This window comes from Pseudofrankia coriaricola, from assembly GCF_032027725.1.
Lineage (GTDB): Bacteria > Actinomycetota > Actinomycetes > Frankiales > Frankiaceae > Pseudofrankia.
The window spans coordinates 47,050-67,134 of record NZ_JASNFO010000026.1 but is presented as its reverse complement, the minus strand read 5'-3'; the positions used below and the strand labels follow the sequence as shown (position 1 = coordinate 67,134).

Sequence of the window (20,085 nt, the reverse complement as noted above, 5' to 3'; positions counted from 1 at the left end):
ATGAGCAACATCAGCATCATCGGCACCGGGAACATGGCCCGCACCATCGGCGCGCGGGCGGTAGCGGGCGGCAACACCGTCGAGGTCATGGGCCGCGATCAGTCCAAGGCCACTGACCTGGCCAAGGCTCTCGGCGGCGGCGCCACGACGGGAGAATGGGGCACCGCCCCGGCCGGGGACATCGTCATCGTGGCCCTGTTGCACGACGGTGTCGTGCCGGTCGTCGCCCAGTACGGAGACGCTCTCGCGGGCAAGGTTATCGTCGACATCAGCAATCCCTTCAATTCCACGTTCGACGGGCTAGCCCACCGCGAGGAGACTTCGATCGCGCAGGAAGTCGCCAAGGCGGCCCCGGCCAGCGCCAGCGTGGTGAAGGCGTTCAACACCATCTTCCGTCATGTCCTGGAGAAGGGTCGGCCTGACGTCTTCCTCGCTGGCGATAATGCGCAGGCCAAGGCAAGTGTGGAGGCGTTCATCGAGAGCCTCGGGCTGCGCCCGCTGGACGTCGGCGGCCTGAAAATGGCGCACTGGCTGGAAGGAGCGGGCGTGGTCACGGTGGGCCTCGCCAACCACGGGGTGGGGAACTTGGACTTCGCCCTCAGCATCACCGAACTTCCCGTCTGAGCAAACGGTTGACGGATCACCGAAAGGACTCGCCAATGCAGTCACCGCGGCGAAGCGTCATCAAACTGCCGGCAGTCTGAGGCCACGATCCGGTCTACCTGGCCGGCGGCCGGCGGCCGGCGGCTCGACTTTCTCACTCCGGCAGCGGCTGCGCAGGGCGCTGGCCAGCCGTTCCCGGTTCGTTTCTGTCGGGCATATTTTCTCGGCCAGCCACTGCGCCCACCGCTCTTCGTCAGCCTCGGTCGGGCCGCGGGTCCCGTACTCACCGCGGATCTGGGCGCGGTGGTACTTGATAGTCCGGCCAGTCCAGGAATAGCCGGCGAACAGGGCCGGATCGACCTGCACCAGCGATCCGAGATAGTCCACCGCGAGGCGGTGGCGAAAAACCTGTTCGCACCGCAGAGAATGACTATATGTTCGATGTAGCAGACAGCGACAGGCTCCGACCTGCTGCCCGTTCTCGGGAGGGAACACACGGCGCTGCTCGTCACCGAACACCGGCGATGGTCCGCGACCAGCAGGTCGACGCCACCGAGCGCGTCGGCTGCCTGTCACCGCCACGCGGCTGCCTGCGCCCCGGCTTTCGCTGCGGTGACTACGAGTGCTTCCGGGGATGTGCCGACGCGACATGCCAGCGATGGCCGCGGGCTCGGTGACCCGCACCGAGCGCGGGGTCATTTGCGGTGGCCGGTGAGAGGGCCTTGGCGATGACGGTAGCGATGTTCGGGGATTTCAGGCTGACGGGTTGTCGTTGCCGGTTCCCGGCTGGGCCGGGCTGGTGTTCATCGGCGTTCGGAGCGACCTGTGCCGTGCCCTCTTCTCTCCGTCTCCCATCCACATCGTTCGGGTCGTCGCGCCGCCGATGTTCGGGGGCTGCGGTGATTGCAACGCCCCGAGTTCTGCGGAAGCGGGTACGAGATCCGGAGGATCTCGCGAAGGCGGCGGGGGCTGTCGTCGCCTATGTGCAGGGCGGGCAGGCAGCCAGTGCGGGCCTGGCAGGCTATTACGACCGGGGCCAAGCGGTGGGCCGTGCTCGAGGCCGTTTGGCGGAGTTGGTGGGCCTGCATGGCGAGGTGTCTGGTGAGGCGCTCAGCCGGCTGCTGCAGGGCCGACATGCCGTGACGAACCGGCCGTTGCTGACCGGACCTGATCCAGCGGCGCGGGCACGGCATACGGACCTCCCCGATCGCAGGTCCAAAAGGCTGTCTGCTCCTCCGGTTGCAGACAGCGGGGCCGGATCCGGCAGTGGTGACGATCTGCTGACGTTGGTTGAGGCCGCGGCGGTTGCTGGGGCGAGCGTGAGTCATCTGCGTTCGCTCGTCAGTCGCAACTCCGAGGCCGGCGCCACTTCCGACCAGCCGGTCCCCGCCGGAGGCGTTGTTGCCGGGGATCGGTCGTCCGCTGCCGAACACGAGCGGCCGGCGGACGACGTCGAACCGCGGACGAGTGAGGTTCCGGAGGATGCCAGAGGTAGGGCCGGCTCGTCGGGCGGCATTCAACTGTCGGGCGTACGCGGCGCTGACAGGCGATGGCGGGTGCGGCGGGACGTGTTGGAGCGGTGGTGTGCGGCACGGGTGCCGCCGGCGACGGTGCTCGGCTACGACGTGGTCTGCGCCGCGCCGAAGTCCGTCTCGCTGCTGTGGGCGTTCGGTGACGAGGCATTGCGGGCAGACGTGGCGGCGGCGTTGGACGCGGCGGTCGACGCAACGATCGGCTACCTGGAGCGCCATGCCGCGTTCGGCATGGTCGGCGGGCGGAACCGGCGGGCGTTCGGCCTGGCGGTGGCGTCGTACATGCACGACGTGTCGCGGGCGGTCGAGGCGCATCTGCATGTCCACAACATTGTGATCAACGCGGTGGCGGTTCCCTCCGATCCGGCCGGGTCTGACGGCGAACGGCCGGGGGCCGGGGCCGGCCGGGCGGTGACGGGCTGGGACTGGCGGGCGGTCGACGGGGAGGTGTTCCTCGCGCACGTTCGGACGGCCGGGTTCGTAGGCGCCGCGGTGCTTCGCCACGAGCTGTCAGAGCGACGCGGGCTGCAGTGGGGGCCGGTGCGTAACGGGGTGGCAGAGCTGGCCGAGTTTCCGGTCGAGTTGTTGGCGGCGTTCTCGACGCGGCACCGGGAGGTGGAGGAGGAGTTCGCCCAGCTCGTGGCCGGCGGATTGGAGCCGTCGGGTGCGACGAGGGCGGTCGCGCAGCGGGAGTCCCGGGCGCCGAAGCGGGTACTCGCCGACGCCGCGGTCCGCGCGCTCCAGGTCGAGAAGCTGACGGCGGCGGGGTGGAGCGTCGAGAAGGTCCGCGCGCTGGCCGCGCCGGGGATTCACCGACCTCAGCCGGTCGACGACGCCGACGTAGCTGGGCTTTTCGATCTGCTCGCCGGACCGGCAGGGATGACCGAGAAGACGACGACGTTCGCGCGCCGAGATGTGGTGCGCCGGGTCTCCGAGTGGGCCGGAGACCGGTTGGATGCGGCGGCGGTGGAGCGACTGACGGACCGGTTCCTCGCCGATCCGCGGGTCGCCGTGCTTGTCGATACCGTCCGCGCCGCCGGCCCAGGCCTTGCTGGCGCGGCGGCACGTGCCGGCGGTGGGTTGCTCCTGTCAGGCGAGCAGGTGGAGCTGGTGCGCCGGCTGTTGATCGGTGAGGACCTGGTGCGCCTGGCGGTCGGCGCGGCGGGCACGGGGAAGACGGAGGCGATGCGGCTCTTGACCGGCATCGTGCAGGCCGCGGGGCGGCAGATCTTCGCGACCGCCCACGGCGGTCGGCAGGCCGAGGAGCTGGCCGAGCGGATTGGGATCTCGGCGCGGGTCGTGGCGAGCTGGCTGGAGAAGCTCGCCCGGGTCGGCGACCCGACCACGGTGTGGCCGCCTGGATCGGTGCTGATCGTCGATGAGGCGACCCAGATCGGGACCCGCGACGCCGAACGGCTGCTCCACTTCGCCACCTGGACGGGAACGGTGGTAATCCTGCTCGGGGATCCGGCGCAGCTCGGCTCGGTCGCTGCCGGCGGCTGGTTCGCGCACCTCGTCGCCCAGACAGCCAATGTGCCGACGCTGACGACCGTGCGTCGGCAGGCCGGCGCGGACCTCACCACGGTGCGAGCCGCGCTCGGCGCGCTGCGCGCCGATACCGGGGCGGGCACCCGCGCCGCCCTTGAGCGGCTCGCTGCCCATGGCAAGATCCGTCTCGTCGACGACCCGGACGCGCTGCTCGCGCGGGCCGTCGCCGACTGGTACGCCGAACGCCGCCGGCGCGACCGCGTCGACCGCGGCGCGGCCGTCGGCGCGAACGGCGCGGACTCGCCAGCGGGCGCCAGCAACAGCGCGGTCGTCGGCGCGAACTCTGGCGGATCCGCGCCGGCGCCTGGCTCCGGCGCGCCACCGTCGCGCTGGCGCGGCCGGGCGCCCGGAGCGGCGGCGGCGGCGCGGATGATGGCCGAGCGGCACCGGGACGTCGAGATGCTCAATCAGGCGGCCCGCGCGCTGCTCGCCGCCGACGGCACGCTCACCAGGCCGGTGCTGGCGCTGGCGGGGCGGGACTTCCAGGTCGGCGACGAGGTCGTGACCCTCACCCAGACCGGCCACACCCTGGTGCCCGAGGGCCGGCCCGGGTCGGCGTACATCCGGACCGGGACGACCGGGACCGTCACCGCCGTCCACATCGACCCGGATCACCCAGCGGCGCAGTCGGTCACGGTGTACTTCCCGAGCAAAGGCACGGTCCAGGTCCCGTGGGAGTACCTCACGCACCAGTTCGCCGACGGCCGCGACGGCGGCCTCGCCCACGCCTACGCACTCACCGCCGCGAAGGCACAGGGCGCCACGATGGACACCGCCCGCGCCGTCGTCCCCGACGACACCAGCCGCGCTGGCCTGTACGTCATGCTGTCGCGCGCCCGCAGCGACGTCGCGGCCTACGTGCTGCGTCGCGACGACCTCGACGCTCGCGACGACGACGAGACCTGGCTACCCGCCGTGCCCAATACGACCGGTGACCCGCTCGACCGGCTCGCGGGCCGGCTCGACCGGTCCGAGCAGGAGCGCCCGGCCGGCGCGCGTGACCCGATCGCGGCCGCCGCGCATTGGCTATCCCGCGAGCACACCCTCGCGGAGCTCACCACCCTGCGCCTCGGCGCACCGCCCGGTCATCGCCCCAGCCGGCCGGAGCCTGCGGCGACCGGCATCGGCGCGGTGTCCGGCGCGAACGGCGCGCTCAACGCGCCGAGCGGCACCACGCCGACCGCGCCAGTCGCGCCGTCCGCGCCGATGCGCGCCGCGCCGAACCCGCGGTCCGCGCCTGACGCGGTGCCGACGTCAGAAGGCCCGGCGACCGCGCCGGGCTCAGCTGACGTTCCGCGCCAGGTGCTGCTGCGCCGCGCCGAGCTGGGCGCGGAGGCGGCGCTACGCAGCGCCGCACTCGCGGATCCGCCCGCTGGCCTGCTCGCGCGGATCGGCCCCTGCCCGGAGGCTGGCCCGGACCAGGCCGTCTGGGACGACGCCGTGGCCGGCCTCGCGATCTACCACGCTCGCCAACAGCCTCCAGCTCCGGCGCACCTGGCCGGCCCGCCACCCGGCAGCCGCGCCGACGATCAGACGCGCGATCCGTGGCTGCGGCATCGCGCCCAGGCCGCCCGGCTTGCCGACAACTGGGCCGCTGCCCTCCCCGCCGCGATCCGGGCTCGGTTCGCCGGCTCTCGCCAGGCGGTTCCCCGTGAGCGCGCTGTCGCCGGGTTGCACGCCCTCCTTGACGTCGGTCATCCGCCCACCGCGCTGGCTGAGGCACTCAGCGACGGGTCTCTCGATGGGATCCGGGCCGGCGCGGCCGTCCTCGACAGGCGTGTCAGCGATCTCTGCCAGCAGGCCGGCATCGACCCGGCTCTCTACGTCCTGCCCGCGCCGCGCACCGCCCAGGAGGAATGGAACGAGGTCACCGGTCTGCTAGCCCTCGCCGAGACCAACTACCTCGCGACCAGGCCGACGACGGAACTCGCCGCCGAACGTCGCGACCTCGCCGACACGCTCACCGCGGCCGTCAGCGCCCAGGTGACCATCACTTCGGACGGAGTCCCCGTCATCGCGCCGCACGCCCGAACGCCGGCGCGATACGAGCAGGAGGCACGACTGGCCCGGCTCGACGCCGCGCTCGACCGCCAGGCCGTCGACGCCCTGGCCCGTGCGGGGACCGAACCCGCCCGCTACTTGACCGCGCTCCTCGGCCCCCGCCCCACTGGTCCGGACGTGGAGGCCTGGGATCAGGCGGCCGGCCGGGTCGAGCGCTACCGCCATCGCCTGGCCGGTCTGTCCTACGGCTCCCCTGCCGCCTCAGACGCGGCCGATCCTGCCCGCTACGCCCTCGGCGAGAGGCCTACCGACTCCACCGCCGCCGCTGACTACGACCAAGCCTGCGACGTCACCAACCTCCGCGGCGGGCAGCTGACCATCTGACAAGCCCTCAGAAACGGCGCCACTGGCCGCGGCCGGGGCTGGCGGCCGGCGGGCCAACTACGTGGTCTGACCGCGCTGGCTGAGCTGGCGGGCGATCGTTTCGAGGTGCCGTTCGATGCGCGAAGCAGCACGGCCAGGCCGGGATCGGGCCGCGCCATGTCGTCTCCCGCTCGCCAGGGCGGTACCCGCGCGGTCCGGACCCGGGCACCGCGGATGCCCGAAAGCCCTGGCGCTGCTGTCCACTGTCATCGCGGACGACATCGCAAGAGACATCGCGAATGACATCTCGACGTATTCGCGCCGCTGCACGCATCGCGCGGGACACCCCTGGAGACATCGCAGGCCCCAAGACCGCGCAGGTCCCCATCGCGCCGGCAGCAAACAGCGAGCGGCCGGCCAGGGCAGCGCATCAACCAGCGGACGCCATCGCCAGCTCAGTGCCAGTCTGGGCCGCGTCGGCCTGTTCGTTGCTGACCGCGCCGTCGCCGGCCGCGGCGGCGGTGGTGTCGAACGCCAACGGGCTGACCAGGCTGTGCGCCAAGCCTTGGCGACGCGCGTACGCACGAGCAGCGGTCAGCGACTCGAACGGCAAACACACCGCCAACGCCCGCGTGTGGCCGGGATCGGCGAAGCTCACCACCCCGAACAGGCACTCCTCACTCTCGACGTCGGACACCGCGTCCTCCCCCGCCGCGGATCCGTATCCCCGCCCATCCGCCCGCGGGCACCACGGTCATCTGCGCCGACGAACTCGGCCCGGTGATCCCACGCACGTTCCCACCCGCACCGGGCTGGTCACCCGACGGCCACCGCATCAAGGCACCCCTGGAGTACTCCCGCGGCAGCGAGAAGACCTGGGTCTTCGGCGCCCTGCGCCTCCGCGACGGCACCGAGATCACCTACTGCGCCCCAGCGCGCAACAGCGACGGCTGGATCAGCCTGCTGACCCAACTGGCCCGAGCCAACCCCCGCGGCCCGATCCGGGTCGTCACCGACAACCTGACCACCCCCACCAGCCGGAAAGTCCGCGGATGGCTGGACCGCCACCCACGCATCCAGCAGGTATACATCCCGAAGAAGGCCTGCTGGCTCAACCTGCAGGAAGGCTGGTGGCGACTGCTACGCCGGGCCGCGTTCGCCGGCCAGACCTTCGCCGACACCGACGAGATCACCCACGCCGTCGAAACGGCCACCACCCAACTCAACACCCACGCCAGACCATGGGTCTGGGGACGACCGCCACCACCCACCCGCACACTCCGCCACCGCTTTGTCTACTGCCTTTAAGGAACATTGCAGTAGGCGTCTCGGCAGTCCGGCGGATCGCGCTGTGCGCCCGATTGGTTTCCCTGGCGGTCGTTCGGATACCCGAGCTGGTGCTCGGCCTGAACCTGATGGTGCTTGTACTCGAGCCTGATTGCTGCTCGAGCCTCCGTCACGCAGGCCGCGCACCGCCCGGGGATCTCCCTCGCCGGTGTCAGTTAGAAGGCTGGGGTGCCCTTGAGCATGCCGCCGGCGTCGATGCGCAGGTTCAGGCCGGTGATGTACTTCGCGTCGTTGGAGGCGAGGAACAGCACCAGCGAGCTGACGTCGTTCGGCTCGATGTACGGGATCGGCATGGCCTGAAGCACTGGGAAGGCGAGTTCGGCGTCCTCGCGGGTCGGGTTTTCCAGGTCCGGCCGGAACGTCCTGTACATGCGGTCGTTCTGCAGGAGGTCGGTGTTGACGTTGGTCGGGTGGATCGCGTTGAGCCGGACGTTGTGCGGTGCGAGCTGCAGGGCGAGGACCTCGGTGTAGCGGGCGACGGTCTGCTTGGCCCATGCATAGGCGACTCCGCCGGTGTTACCCAGCGCCTCGGTGGTGCCTTTCATCATTCCGGCGGTGGAGCCGGTCAGGATGATCGAGGCGCCGGCCGTCAGGTGCGGGAGGCTGACCGCGACGGTGTTCATGACGCCGATGAGGTCGATGTCCGTGCCGTCGACGAACCCGCCGCACAGCGAGATGTCCTCCCACGGGCAGACGCCCGCGTTCCCGAGGACGATATCGAGGCGGCCGAATCGGGCGAGCCCCTGGTCGAGCGCGGCGCGCAACTGGGAGCGTTCCCGGACGTCCGCCTTGACCGCGACGATGCCGCGGCCGAGGGCCTCGACTTCCTTGACGGTCTGGGCGAGGTCCTCCGGCGTGGCGAGGGGGTAGGGAACGCTGGCGATCTGTTCGCAGAGATCGATCGCGACGATGTCGGCGCCCTCGCTGGCCAGGCGGAGTGCGTGGCTGCGGCCTTGGCCGCGGGCGGCTCCGGTGATGAAGGCGACCCTGCCGTCGAGCTTGCCCATGAGGACCCTTTCGGTTGTAGGTACACGAGGATCTGTGGTCTGCCGTCGCGGCACGACCGCCGTAGGCTGGTCGGCCTCCCGGCCCGGCCGGGGCGCGACGGCCGCGCCCTCGTTCGTCGCGGGAGACAAGGCAGGCAGTTCTTGGTCGTGCGGCGCAGGTGTCAGGGCCGACCTCCGGCCGGCCTCGTCGAGTGGTGGCCGCTGTCCCGGCGCCGTCCAAGGTTCAGGAGAAAGCTGTGGCGTCCGCTGCCCCTAGGCTTTTGCGTCGAACAGGACGGGCAGCGAGGTTGGGGAGCGGAATACCTGGCCGTGGATGTGGGGGTCGTCGCCGGCTGGGTCGAGGCGCAGGTCGGGCAGCCGGTCGAGCAGGGCGTTGACCGCGACGCGCATCTCGAGGCGGGCGAGGTGCATGCCGAGGCAGATGTGCACGCCGTGGCCGAACGCGATGTGCTGGTGGGAGGTGCGGAAGATGTCGAAGCGGTCCGGGTCGGGGTTGCGGTCGGCTTCCCGGTTGGCCGAGCCGAGCATCGGCATGACCGCGGAGCCCGCCGGGATCGCCACCCCGGACAGCTCGGTGTCCCGGGTCGCAACCCTCGTGATCAGCACCAGCGGAGGCTCCCACCGGATCGCTTCCTCGATGGCCTGAGGAATGAGCGACCGATCAGCACACACCGCGTCGAGCTGGTCGGGGTGGGACAGAAGTCCGAACAGCAGACTGCCCGTGGAGCGGTAGGTGGTCTCGACACCGGCGGGCAGCAGCAGGCGCAGGAACGAGAAGATCTCCTCGTCAGAGAGCCGTTCTCCGTCGATCTCGGCGACCGCGAGATCACTGATCAGGTCGTCGCGAGGTTCGTCGCGTCGGGCGGCGAGAATCGGGATGAAGTACTTCCGCAGCGCCTCGGAGGCGGCGAGGCCGCGTTCGCGGTTGGTGAGGATGCTTAGCAACGAGATCGACCAGCGCTGGAACTGCGGGTAGTCCTCGCGGGGCAGGCCGAGCAGGCTGGCGATGATCTGGCTCGGGTAGGGGAACGTGAACTGCGGGACGAGGTCGGCGCGTCCCTTGTCGGCGAACCGGTCGATGAGGTCGTTCGCGACGCGGTCGACGAGGTCGTTCTCGCGGCGGGCGATCGCCTTCTGGCTGAAGGCGCCGGCGACCAGTCCGCGGTGGCGGCGATGGGCCGGCTCGTCCATGCCAAGCATGACGTCCTTGCCCAGGGCATCGCCGAAGGCGTCGAGGATGATCGACGACGAGAAGGTCTCGTTGTCGCGCAGGACGCGGGCGACGTCGTCGTAGCGGTAGACGAAGAAGATCGGCTTGGCGTCGTCGTGCGGCATGTCGGACATGTCGAGGCGCTGGACGGGCTCGTCGCGCCACATCCGTGCCAGTTCCGGGTAGGGGTCCCGGACGTCGCCGGCGACGGCGTCGTCGAAGCTGCCGAAGTCCTCGAGGTCGTCGTAGAGCTGCATGCTGGGGGTCTCCTTAGCCGGCCGGATATGCGACGGACTTGATCTCGAGGTACTGGTCGAAACCGGCGTGGCCGTTCTGGCGGCCGACGCCGCTGGCCTTGTAGCCGCCGAACGGGACGTCCGCGCCGTAGGGAGCGCCGCCGTTGACTCCGATGAACCCGGCGCGCAGCTGGCGGGCGACCACCAGGGAGTGCTCGAGCGAGCCGGACATCACGTTGCCGGCGAGGCCGTAGACGCTGTCGTTGGCGATGCGGACGGCGTCCCGCTCGTCCTCGTAGGGGATGACCGCGAGGACGGGGCCGAAGATCTCTTCCTGGGCGATCGTCATCGTGTTGTCGACGTCGACGAACAGGGTTGGCCTGACGTAGAAGCCCCGGTCGGGGACGGCTGGCCCGTCCGCGGCGCCGACGAGGAGCTTCGCGCCCTCGTTGATGCCCCGCCGGATGTAGCCGCGGACGCGCTCGCGCTGCTTCGCCGAGATCACCGGGCCGCATAGTGTGCCGGGGTCCTGCGGGTCGCCGGGTACGACGCCCTCGTACATGCCGCGCAGCAGCTCGACGCCCTCGGCGTAGCGCGACCTGGGTAGCAGCATCCGGGTCGGGATGGCGCAGCCCTGGCCAGCGTGCATGCAGGGGGCGATGCCGATCAGGCAGGCCGCCGCGAGGTCGGCGTCCTCCAGGACGATGGTGGCCGACTTGCCGCCGAGTTCCAGGAACAGGCGCTTCATCGTCGCGGCGCCCTTTTCCATGATTCTCTTCCCCACGGCGGTGGAGCCGGTGAAGGAGATCAGGTCGACCTTCGGGCTGAGCGTGAGCTCCTCGCCGACGAGGTGGTCGGACGCCGTGACGACGTTGACCACGCCCGCGGGGATGTCGGTGTGCTCGGCGATGAGCCGGCCCAGGCGGGTGGCGGTGTACGGGGTGTCCGGCGCGGGTTTGAGCACGATGGTGTTCCCGGTCGCGAGCGCCTGGCCGAGCTTGTGGATCGCGATCTCGAACGGGAAGTTCCACGGCACGATCGCCCCGACCACTCCTACCGGCTCCCGCCAGACCATTCGCCTGCAGACCTGCCGGGTGAGATCGGAGTACGCCTCGCCGAGGTCGGTCTCCCAGGGGTAGGAGTCGATCAGTTTGGCGGGATAGGTGAGCGCGTCGGCCAGCGGGGCGTCCAGCTGCGGTCCGTGGGTGACCAGCCGTGGGCAGCCGGCCTCCAGGATCAGTTCCTCGCGCAGCTGTTCCTTTTCGGCTTCGAGGGCCGCCTGGAGCTGGAGGAGGCAGCGCTGCCGGAAGGAGTGGTTGGTGGACCAGTCGGTGTCGTCGAAGGCCCGGCGAGCCGCGTCGATGGCGCGGTGCATGTCCGCCTTCGACGCGTCGGCGACCTCGCCGATCGGCTGCTCGGTCGCCGGATTGATGTTGGCGAAGACTCCGGCGGCCCCGTCGACGAGCGCGCCGTCGATCAGCATCCGGGTCTCGAAGCCGACTGTCGGACTGTCAGCCATGGCGTTCGCTCTCGTCGGAGGGTGGGGTGACCGTGGCGAGCCGGTGGGGGTGGTCGCGCAGGCTGCCTGGCCGGGGCAGCCCGAGGGTCTTGCCTACGAGGGCTCGGAAGATCCGGTCGGGCATCAGGCGTTTGCCGGCGAGCAGCATGCGGGCGTCGTTGCCGACCGCGTGGCGGGTGAATGGAGCGCGGTCGCCCAGGGCCTTTGTGAGTCCCGGGGGGAAGTTCTCCGGGGGGCTGACGGAGCGCAGTACGCGTTCGCCGGCGCGCCCCAGACTGGCGTGGTGCTCGCTGTACGGCCCGTCCCTGTCGGCGTAGGTGAAGGTCTGTTCCAGCGAGGTGTTGAAGGTGCCGGCGACCAGGACGGTGACGCCGAGGCCGAAGGCGGCGATCTCCTCCGCGAGGGCCTCGGCCCACCGTTCGAGCGCTCCCTTGGAAGCGGAGTAGGCGCTGGTCGTGGGCATTCCGCGGACGCCGCCCGCGCTGGAGACCACGACGATGCGGCCACGCCCGGCGGCGCGCATGGCCGGCAGCAACTCCTGGGTGAGGCGGACCGGCCCGAGGACGTTGGTGGCGAAGATCTGCCGAAAGACGTCGGCTGGCATCTCCTCGACGCAGCCGACGACGATGAGGGCGGCGTTGTGCACGACGGCGTCGGGCGCCCCGACCGCCTTCTCGATCATTCGAGCGGCCTCGGAGATCGAGGTCGGGTCGTCGAGATCGAGACGGACCGGAGTCAGCCTGGGGTCATCCAGCGTCGCACCGGTGGCCTCCCGCAACCTGGCCATTCCCACGTCGGGTGCGCGCATCGCGGCCAGGACATGCCATCCCTGCCGGTACAGATGAGCGGCCGAGGCCAGTCCGAGGCCGCGGGACGCGCCGGTGATGACAACGCTGCGAGGCTGGGCCGGTGTCGATGGCTCAGCCATTCCCGCTCCCGCAACGGCCACCGTCCGCGGGTGCGGTCACGTCGGGGCGTCCGCTCTGTGCGCTCTCCCAGCCGGACCAGTTGCCCTCGAAGTAGGGCCCGGGCTGACCGGCCCCCTCGTAGAAGCCGTTGGGGTCGTAGACCTTCGCCTCGGGGTACGGCCACGGGCAGGCGACGGACGTGGCGGACTTCGTGGCGCGGATGACGGCGAACCCGGCGCCGTAGGCGAAGTAGGCGACGTTGAGGATCGCGAACATCACCACGAACGTGCCGAGCGCCGGCCGGCGAGCGAAGATCCGTATCCGCTGGGCGAGTTTCTCCGCCTTGGTGCGCCCGGTGTCGTCCCGGTACAGCAGGACACCCGCGGGGATCATCACCAGGGTGACCAGACCTGATTCCCACAGCAGCGGGAACTGGTAGGGCTTCCCCGCCCACAGGGACCCGAACGGGATCACCTGCGAGTAGATGTACAGCCCGGTGCGGACGCAGAAAACCTCAAGAATCGCGTCGTAGACGAACCCGATCACGAAGATCATGGCGCCCAGGGTGATGAGGGGGTGACGCCAGACGAACGACTCGGGCGAACGACCGGCCTGGATCTTCCGCAGAATCCAGATCGCGGGGAAGTACGGGCCCACGTAGAAGGTCAGATAGCCCATCACGATGAAGGGCTCGACCGTGGGCGACAGTGACGCCACGGGCCACGTCTCGGGCCAGTGCGTGAGCTGCGGGTTGTAGACCGCGTAGGGCGCCCAGTTCATGATCGGGTCCTGCCAGATGATGCATGTCGCGGCGATCAGCATCAGCAGGACCGGGTGCCTGGGGTAGCGCTGCCAGTAGAGCACCATCGCGACGACAACGGTGATGGCCGTCAGGGCGAGGCCAATCTCCTGCATGACGAGCCAATCGGACTTGCCGAACAGGAATCTGACCGGCCGTGGCGCCCCCACGACGTCGCGGTTGGCGATCCGGTTGGATTCCGCGCCTCGGCGGGCGTTGTAGAGCGCGACCATGACGCCGATGTTGAGCCCGAGGAGGATCAACGCCATCCACCACGGGGGCCGTCGTCGCACGATGGTGGGCGCATCGGTGTCAGCGAGTGGTGCGACTGTCCCGGTCATGATTACTCCTCGCCGAATCGGCCGATGAGCTGGGAGTTCGTGCCGTCCGGGTCGAGAGTCCGCGCCACCAGATAGCCGGCTCCCATCCAGCCGCGGCGGGTCCATTTCCCGAACGAGATGCGCGTGCCGGGAGCGCCGGCCGCGGCGGGGATCATCTTCACTCGCTCCAGCGCCTCCTTGACGCCTCGCGGCGTCAGCGGATGCGCATCGGAGAACGCTCGCAAAAGAACCGTCGCGAAGTCCCGGTTCATCACGGGAACGCAGTACTGGGGGCGCCGTGCGTAGGCCGCCTCGAACTGGTCGAGGAACCTCTGGCCGACAGGGTTGGCCTCGTCGTACTGGTCGACGCCGGTCCAGCCGAGGACCGCGTTCCACATCACCGGGCTGATCCACGCGTTCTGGAAGGCGGTGCCCATGTAACGGGGCGGGTCCCACCCGAGGGCGGCGAGCACGGGATTCACGTGGACCGCGCCGAACCCGAAGCCGCAGTGCACGATCGCCTGCACCTTGGCCGCGTGGAGCCGGCCTACCGCCTTCTCGATGTCCTGGGCGGTCTGCGCGATGGGCTCCTCGGCGACGATCCGGATACCGCGGTCGCGGCAGGCGATGCGGAAGCTGCCCAGGTAGCTCTGGCCGACCAGGGACTGCTCGACCAGTGCGCCGACCTCGGTGTGCCCCGCCTTGGCCAGCAGATCCGCCCAGAAGATGGGCTCGTCGGTCATCGACCCCTGCGGGAGGGCGAAGGTCCACTCCCCCAGCCAGTCCTCGGAGCCGGTGCAGCTGATCGCCGGGACGTGGAAGCGGGTCTCGATGGCCTCGCGGGTCGGGACGGCGTTGTCGGTGATGGCCGGGCCGAACACGGCGAGGCATCCCTCGTCGACGAGTTCGCCGTACGCGTCGATGACCGCTTTGATGCTCCCCTTCGGGAGGCCCTCGACCTCCCGGAAGACGATCTCGACCGGTCGGTCGAGGATTCCCTGCTTCAGGCCCTCGCTGAACACCAGCTCGAACGGCCTCATCAGGTCGTCCCGCATTTCCTGCGGGTACTGGTCCGGTAACCGGAAGTCGAACAGGTAGCCGAGTTTGATCGGCTCGGCCGTGCTTTCGTAGGACATGACGCTTCTCCTTAGCGGTCGACCTCGTGCCCGCGCGGCAGCCCCGTCTTTTGAGGACGGAGGTGACGTGGCGGGGCAGGTCGTGAGCAGATCGGCTGGTGATGTCAGCCGGCCGCGGGGGTCAGGCCTTGGCGGGGGCGAGATCCTCGCCGAGGTAGACGTCGATCAGTTGGGCGAGACCGGCGGTCAGCGACAGGTCGTCGGTGAGCGGGCCGGCGACGGCGGCGCGGGCGGCCGCGCGCGGTGTGAGTCCTTCGGCGATGAGCTGTCCGGCGGCGATGAGGACACGGGTGGACGCCACCTCACGTAGCCCCGGCGTTTCGAGGCGGCGGATCGCCTGGCCCAGCACCACGAGCTGGGAGGCCGTGTCGGGGGCGACGCCGGCCTCGGCCGCGACGACCTTCTCCTCGACATCGGGCGGCGGGAAGCCGAGCTCGATGGCCACCATGCGCTGGCGGGTCGAGTCCTTGAGATCCTTCAGGACGCTCTGGTAGCCGGGGTTGTAGGAGACGACGAGGCAGAAGCCGGGTGCGGCGTCGAGGGTCAGTCCGAGGCGGTCGATCGGGAGCTGGCGGCGGTGGTCGCCCAGCGGGTGGAGCACGACAGTGGTGTCCTGCCGGGCCTCGACGACCTCGTCGAGATAGCAGATGGCGCCCTCCCGCACCGCCCTGGTCAGCGGGCCGTCGACCCATTCGGTTTCGCCGCCGCGCAGCAGGAATCGCCCGACGAGATCGGCGGTCGTCAGGTCGTCGTGGCAGGCGACGGTGACCAGCGGCCGGTTCAGGTCATGCGCCATCGCCTGGACGAAGCGGGTCTTCCCGCAGCCCGTCGGTCCCTTGAGCAGGATGGCGAGGTTCTGGCGGTAGGCGGCCCTGAAGACCTGTTCCTCGTTGCCGACCGGCACGTAGTAGGGCCGACCTGCGTGCCCCATGTCGTACTCCCTTCGTCTGCGGTGGTTGGTGCGGTGCGCGGGTGACGGCTAGGACGCGCGGCGCCGGGACTCGGCCGAGCGCAGTGCCGAGCGGAACAGCGGCCCGACGACCTGGCTCATCTGTGCGAGGTCGGGAGCCGTCGCGTGCGCCGCGGGCCCGAACACCCGACGCAGCGCCGCCGCGTCCGTCCCCGCGCCGACGCTCAGGCAGACCACGCCGACGCCGCGCCGCCGGGCCTCGGCCAGCGCGTGCCGGGCATCGGCCTCGCCGTACTCGCGTTCGTAGCCGTGGTCGTAGGCGAAGCCGTCCGACAGCACGATCAGAAGCCGCCGCGACGTCCCGCCCCGGTCTTCCAACACGGACGCGCCATGCCGGATCGCCGCACCGAGCCGCGTGTATCCGCCGGGCACCAGGCCGGCCAGGGTCCGCAGGACCTGCGCGCCGAGCCCGTCATCGAACCGTTTGACCGGTTCCACGTGGACCGCCGACCGGCCCTGGGAATGGAAGGCGTAGAGCGCGACGCGGTCCCCGAGATCGTGCAGCGCGTTCACGAGGGCGGCGGCCGCCGCTCGTTGGTGTTCGTGCACCGACTCGCCGGTGGCGCTACGTTCGGCCGCCGAGCCCGAGCAGTCGAGCAGGACGAGGGCCGCGAGGTCACGGCGGCGACGGACACTGTCGACGTAGACCGCCTCGCCGGGCGCCGAACCAGCCACCAGCGCGACTCGGGTGTCGACCACGGCATCGATGTCCAGGTCGTCGCCCTGCGGCTGGCGGACGCGGCGGTCGAGGCCGACACCGAGGCGCGCCAGCGGCCGTCGCAGGGCGTGGCCGTTCGGCAGCGCGACCGCGGCATCCGGTTGGGAGCGTGGTGGCGGCTCGCGCACGGTGCACCAGTCCAGGCGGTAGGCCCGCTGGTGAACGTCCCACTCGGGATAGCTCCACCCCTGGCGGTGGACGGCGTAGGCGACGGAGGCCGGAACCGCGAGCGCGCTGGCCAGCGCCGCGTTGCGACCGCCTCGGTTGCCAGCGCGGGTCCGATGCGTCGGCGCGTCCGCGCCGGCCGGTCCACCGCCGGGCGAGCGGGCAGCGCCGAGCATCCGGCGCAGCAGGCGGCCGATCGGACCCCCGCCACCGACCGGGCTTGCCAGCAGATGCAGAACGGCCCCGGCCTCTTCGTCCTCCTTGAGCTCGGCGAGCTCTGCCGCGCGCCGCTGTCGCGCGGCGACGTCCTTGGTGGGTACGTCGGCCTCAACCCGCGCCTGCGACGCGAGCACCCGACGCGGATGGATGACACCGAAGATCTCGGGCGGGGCGTCGAGCGGCTGCCGGCCGCGGGCCACGGCCAGCGACGCGGACGCCGAAGCGCCACAGGAGGCGACCTTCCGGTCGATGAGCGCCCGTGCTAATCGAGGAAGCAGATCCTCGTTCGCCGCCAACGCCCGGTGGCCCTCGACGGCTAGGTACCGCTGCGCGAGGGCCGGGCGCCGGGCAAGCTCCCCCAGCACCACGGGTGCCAGGCTCCCCGCGGCCAGCAGCGACGCCTGGACGGCGAGCGCCTCAACCTGCGGGCCCAGGCCGGCACCGGCGTCGAGAAAGACCGTGGCACCGTCCGTCCACGCGCCCTCGCCGGCCTCAGCGGGCGCTACCCGCAGCGTCCGGCCGGAGATGGCCGAGGCGAGCAGGCTCAGGCCGCCCAGTTCCGTACCGCTCATGCCGTCCCACCCCGACGGCGACGCCAGGCGTCGAACTCGTCTACCCCCCGGGCTAGACCCGTGGTGGGCGCTGCGCCGTGGTCACGAACGTGGCTGGTGGCGAGGCTCCGGGCCAGGCGCCGCCCACACGCCGACGGGCGACACGTCTCGCGATCCCCGACCAACGCACGGCCGTCGATGACTGACACGACGAGCCTCCGTTCCGGTTGCCCACCCTTGGGTCGAATACTTGCTCCGCACCGTAGAGGCCGGGGTCGACCCCGTCAACCAGAAGCCAGAACCCTGCTCGACCGCACCAAGGATGCGCACATAGCAGTACTTTTGCTGCTGAGAGCCGGACAAGTTGACGCTCGGACGTGGCCGCCGGGCGCCGCCGACTGGCCGGCAGCTCGACGCCCAGGGTCGGTTGACCAAAAAGTTGCTCTGGCCGTAACGTCGGGCGGCATGGCCAGTCGGAACACGAGCGGAAGGGGCTCGTGGACTTCCCGTGTCCACCGGAGGTCGAACGGTTCCGGGCGGAGCTACGCGGGTGGCTCGCCGCGAAACCTCACCGCCGATGTCGTCGACGCCGGTCGCCGCGGGTCGGCGGCTGCTCGTGCCTTCGAGACGGTGCGGGCGGCACGGCGCCCGACGCAGGACGCCGTCGCCGTCGACGGCTGGGACGGCCCACCCGTCCGACCTGACCTTGCGACCACGGTCGGCGCCCTGGCCCAGAGCGCCCCTGGTCGAGCAGCGCGCGCCGCCGGCGCACCTGCCTCACAGAACTGAGAGGTACCGTGACCATCGAAGATCTGACGCCTGACAGCGCGTTGACGGCGGCCGTACGGGAACTCGCCGACCGCGCCGCCATCCTCGACTGCATGCACCGCTACGCCCGCGGCATGGACCGCCTCGACCGCGCGCTGGCACGCTCCGCCTACCACGACGACGGCATCGACGACCATGGAGCGTTCGTCGGAGCCGTCGAGGACTTCCTGGACTGGGCCTTCTCCTACCACGCCGACCAGGCCCGCCATCAGCACTACCTGGCAAACCACAGCGTCGAACTCGACGGCGACCGGGCCCACGCCGAGACCTACTACCTGTTCGTCGCGAGCTACCCCGACGCCGAAACACCGCTGACCATCGTCGGCGGCCGCTACGTCGACCGCCTCGAGCGGCGCGACGAACGATGGGGCATCGTCGCCCGGGTATGCCTCGTCGAATGGCAGACCACGCTGCCCGACCAGCTCACCAGCCAAGCGCTCGCGTTTCTGGCCCAGATCCAAACCGTCGCCCGCGACCACACCGACGCCTCCTACGACCGTCCCCTCGTCGTCAGCCGGTCCGCGCAGACCGCTTCCTAGCCGGCATCGCGGGCCTCGTGCCCGCGGGCCGTGACGATGCCGGGACCGTGTCCCCCACAGTGATGGCGCGGGCCTCGTGTCCGCGGGCCGGATACGGCGCCGCGACTGATCCGCGACGGCCGTGCCGGGTGCCGGCGTTCCTCTTCAGTACCGTCGTCAGAAGTCGTCAAAGGAGAAGGCACGGTGTCGAACGACGGGGCGCGCAAGGCCGAGATCCTCGACGCGGCCGCGACGCTGTTCGCCTCGACCGGCGTGCGGACGGGGATCAAGGACATCGCCGACGCCTGCGGCATCCACCCGGGCAGCCTCTACCACCACTTCGAGTCCAAAGAAGCGATCATCGTCGCGCTGGTCGAGCGCTACCAGACCGACCTCGATACCGTCGCCCAGGCAGCCCTGGAAGACCTGCGACAGCCCGACGTGATCCCGCCAGCCAAGATCATCATCGCTCTCGGCGAGGCGATCGCGGCCTGCGCGGTACGCCATCGCGCCGCCCTGCTGCTCACGTTCTACGAGCCGCCAGCTCTCTTCAGCCAGGATCTGGTCGAGCTTGCCGCGCGTACGCCGACCCGGATACAGGCAGCCATGCTGGAGGCATTGCGTGCCGGCCGCCAGAGTGGCTACATCAGACCCGGAATCGATCTGGCGCTGCTCGCCGATCGGCTGTGTCAGAGCATGCTGCACATCGGCATAGGCGTCTCCCACGGCATCCCCGGCGGGAGCCGCATGGCAGAGATCAAATGCCGGATCCTGCTCGACGGCGTCGCGGTCGGTCCGCTGGAGGATGACGCGCTGGACCAGGCGCCCGCGTTCCTCGCGGCCAACAAGGTGATCGCGACCTGGGACGAAGACGACGCCGTCGACGAGCACGACCGCGAGGCCCTGATCCGGGCCGCCGCCCGTACCGAGTTCGGGCGCCGCGGCTACGAGGCCACCACTGTCCGGGACATCGCCGCAGCGGCCAACCTCAGCATGGGCGGCGTCTACCGCATCATCGAGTCGAAAGAACGCCTCCTCGTCTCGATCATGTCCTCCTATGTAGCCACGATCACCGCCGGCTGGCGGGCGATACTGCGGTCCCCGTCGAGCGCCGTCGAGAAGCTCGACGCCCTCATGTGGTTCGACATCAACCTGATGAACCGCTTCAGCGACGAATTCAAGATCCAGTACGCGGGACTTCGGGAGGCTCCCCCCGACAGCCCCGATCTGACGTGGACCTTCCCGACCCAGCTACGGCAGGTGAAGTCGCTACTGGCCGAGGGTGCGGGCTCCGGCGAACTCCACCTTGCGGGCGCGTCCGCGGACATCCGAGCGCGATGCATGTTCAGCGTGATCTGGATGCCGCAGAACATCGTGTACAGCGCCGGCCCGCGCGCCGCGCTCGCGTTGTCACGCGGCACCGTCCTACGCGGCGCGAGCGAACGCCTCCAGACCGGCCGCGAACCCGCCAGCCACGTCCAGGGCTGATACTCGGGCAGGCCTGGGAGCGACCCCGCCTCCGGGACGGGCGTCTACGGAACAGTTCCCACGGGCAGAGCGAGTTTGGTGATTGCCTGCACGCAGGTC

General features: G+C 70.5%; 15 protein-coding genes. 5 read left to right on the top strand and 10 right to left on the bottom strand.

Annotation, left to right across the window (positions count from 1 at the left end; genetic code table 11):
• On the top strand, positions 1 to 624 hold the full coding sequence (locus tag QOZ89_RS14915) for an NADPH-dependent F420 reductase (protein WP_312624053.1): 624 nt from the start codon (positions 1 to 3) through the stop codon (positions 622 to 624).
• Between the two features lie 60 nt (positions 625 to 684).
• Here QOZ89_RS14915 and QOZ89_RS47350 read toward each other — a convergent pair whose 3' ends face one another.
• A complete protein-coding gene (locus QOZ89_RS47350) occupies positions 685 to 1,254 on the bottom strand; it encodes a DUF4158 domain-containing protein (protein WP_397428776.1) in 570 nt (189 codons plus the stop codon).
• A gap of 248 nt (positions 1,255 to 1,502) precedes the next feature.
• Between QOZ89_RS47350 and mobF the strand changes: the two genes are divergently transcribed.
• Entirely contained in the window at positions 1,503 to 6,068 is a 4,566-nt protein-coding gene (mobF, locus tag QOZ89_RS14910; protein ID WP_312624052.1) for a MobF family relaxase, read from the top strand.
• A gap of 409 nt (positions 6,069 to 6,477) precedes the next feature.
• Here mobF and QOZ89_RS14905 read toward each other — a convergent pair whose 3' ends face one another.
• Complete coding sequence (locus QOZ89_RS14905; RefSeq protein WP_312624051.1) at positions 6,478 to 6,744, bottom strand: hypothetical protein; 267 nt, start codon at positions 6,742 to 6,744, stop codon at positions 6,478 to 6,480.
• 20 nt (positions 6,745 to 6,764) lie between these two features.
• Here QOZ89_RS14905 and QOZ89_RS14900 point away from each other — a divergent pair, with 20 nt between their 5' ends.
• Entirely contained in the window at positions 6,765 to 7,355 is a 591-nt protein-coding gene (locus QOZ89_RS14900) for an IS630 family transposase (RefSeq protein ID WP_312624072.1), read from the top strand.
• 194 nt (positions 7,356 to 7,549) lie between these two features.
• Here the strand turns inward: QOZ89_RS14900 and QOZ89_RS14895 are convergent, their stop codons facing one another.
• From QOZ89_RS14895 to QOZ89_RS14860, 8 genes are all read right to left on the bottom strand, one after another.
• Positions 7,550 to 8,401: a mycofactocin-coupled SDR family oxidoreductase gene (locus QOZ89_RS14895; protein ID WP_071053796.1), complete on the bottom strand. Its 852-nt coding sequence runs from the start codon at positions 8,399 to 8,401 to the stop codon at positions 7,550 to 7,552.
• A 252-nt stretch (positions 8,402 to 8,653) separates the two neighbouring features.
• Positions 8,654 to 9,868: a cytochrome P450 gene (locus tag QOZ89_RS14890; RefSeq protein WP_071053795.1), complete on the bottom strand. Its 1,215-nt coding sequence runs from the start codon at positions 9,866 to 9,868 to the stop codon at positions 8,654 to 8,656.
• Positions 9,869 to 9,881: 13 nt separating this feature from the next.
• Positions 9,882 to 11,366 (bottom strand): aldehyde dehydrogenase family protein, encoded by a 1,485-nt coding sequence (locus tag QOZ89_RS14885; protein ID WP_198543600.1) that lies wholly within the window; start codon positions 11,364 to 11,366, stop codon positions 9,882 to 9,884.
• Positions 11,359 to 12,294 (bottom strand): SDR family NAD(P)-dependent oxidoreductase, encoded by a 936-nt coding sequence (locus tag QOZ89_RS14880; protein ID WP_071053794.1) that lies wholly within the window; start codon positions 12,292 to 12,294, stop codon positions 11,359 to 11,361. Before QOZ89_RS14880 ends, QOZ89_RS14885 begins: the two co-directional genes overlap by 8 nt.
• Positions 12,287 to 13,414 carry a spirocyclase AveC family protein gene (locus QOZ89_RS14875; protein WP_071053793.1) on the bottom strand — a complete coding sequence of 376 codons (1,128 nt, stop codon included), beginning with the start codon at positions 13,412 to 13,414 and terminating at the stop codon, positions 12,287 to 12,289. Before QOZ89_RS14875 ends, QOZ89_RS14880 begins: the two co-directional genes overlap by 8 nt.
• A gap of 2 nt (positions 13,415 to 13,416) precedes the next feature.
• Positions 13,417 to 14,529, bottom strand: a complete 1,113-nt coding sequence (locus QOZ89_RS14870; protein ID WP_071053792.1) for an ABC transporter substrate-binding protein — start codon at positions 14,527 to 14,529, stop codon at positions 13,417 to 13,419.
• Between the two features lie 121 nt (positions 14,530 to 14,650).
• Complete coding sequence (locus QOZ89_RS14865) at positions 14,651 to 15,460, bottom strand: CbbQ/NirQ/NorQ/GpvN family protein (protein WP_071053791.1); 810 nt, start codon at positions 15,458 to 15,460, stop codon at positions 14,651 to 14,653.
• Between the two features lie 48 nt (positions 15,461 to 15,508).
• Positions 15,509 to 17,173 carry a nitric oxide reductase activation protein NorD gene (locus QOZ89_RS14860; protein ID WP_312624050.1) on the bottom strand — a complete coding sequence of 555 codons (1,665 nt, stop codon included), beginning with the start codon at positions 17,171 to 17,173 and terminating at the stop codon, positions 15,509 to 15,511.
• A 776-nt stretch (positions 17,174 to 17,949) separates the two neighbouring features.
• Here QOZ89_RS14860 and QOZ89_RS14855 point away from each other — a divergent pair.
• Both QOZ89_RS14855 and QOZ89_RS14850 read left to right on the top strand, forming a co-directional pair.
• Complete coding sequence (locus QOZ89_RS14855) at positions 17,950 to 18,519, top strand: nuclear transport factor 2 family protein (RefSeq protein ID WP_071053789.1); 570 nt, start codon at positions 17,950 to 17,952, stop codon at positions 18,517 to 18,519.
• A gap of 183 nt (positions 18,520 to 18,702) precedes the next feature.
• Positions 18,703 to 19,986: a TetR/AcrR family transcriptional regulator gene (locus tag QOZ89_RS14850; protein ID WP_071053788.1), complete on the top strand. Its 1,284-nt coding sequence runs from the start codon at positions 18,703 to 18,705 to the stop codon at positions 19,984 to 19,986.
• Positions 19,987 to 20,085: the final 99 nt, after the last annotated feature.

Coding starts and splice junctions, on each gene's coding strand:
- QOZ89_RS14870 (WP_071053792.1), bottom strand. CDS start 14,529: ATGTCCTACGAAAGCACGGCCGAGCCGATCAAACTCGGCTACCTGTTC.
- QOZ89_RS14865 (WP_071053791.1), bottom strand. CDS start 15,460: ATGGGGCACGCAGGTCGGCCCTACTACGTGCCGGTCGGCAACGAGGAA.
- QOZ89_RS14890 (WP_071053795.1), bottom strand. CDS start 9,868: ATGCAGCTCTACGACGACCTCGAGGACTTCGGCAGCTTCGACGACGCC.
- QOZ89_RS14875 (WP_071053793.1), bottom strand. CDS start 13,414: ATGACCGGGACAGTCGCACCACTCGCTGACACCGATGCGCCCACCATC.
- QOZ89_RS14860 (WP_312624050.1), bottom strand. CDS start 17,173: ATGAGCGGTACGGAACTGGGCGGCCTGAGCCTGCTCGCCTCGGCCATC.
- QOZ89_RS14915 (WP_312624053.1), top strand. CDS start 1: ATGAGCAACATCAGCATCATCGGCACCGGGAACATGGCCCGCACCATC.
- QOZ89_RS47350 (WP_397428776.1), bottom strand. CDS start 1,254: ATGTCGCGTCGGCACATCCCCGGAAGCACTCGTAGTCACCGCAGCGAA.
- QOZ89_RS14880 (WP_071053794.1), bottom strand. CDS start 12,294: ATGGCTGAGCCATCGACACCGGCCCAGCCTCGCAGCGTTGTCATCACC.
- QOZ89_RS14895 (WP_071053796.1), bottom strand. CDS start 8,401: ATGGGCAAGCTCGACGGCAGGGTCGCCTTCATCACCGGAGCCGCCCGC.
- QOZ89_RS14885 (WP_198543600.1), bottom strand. CDS start 11,366: ATGGCTGACAGTCCGACAGTCGGCTTCGAGACCCGGATGCTGATCGAC.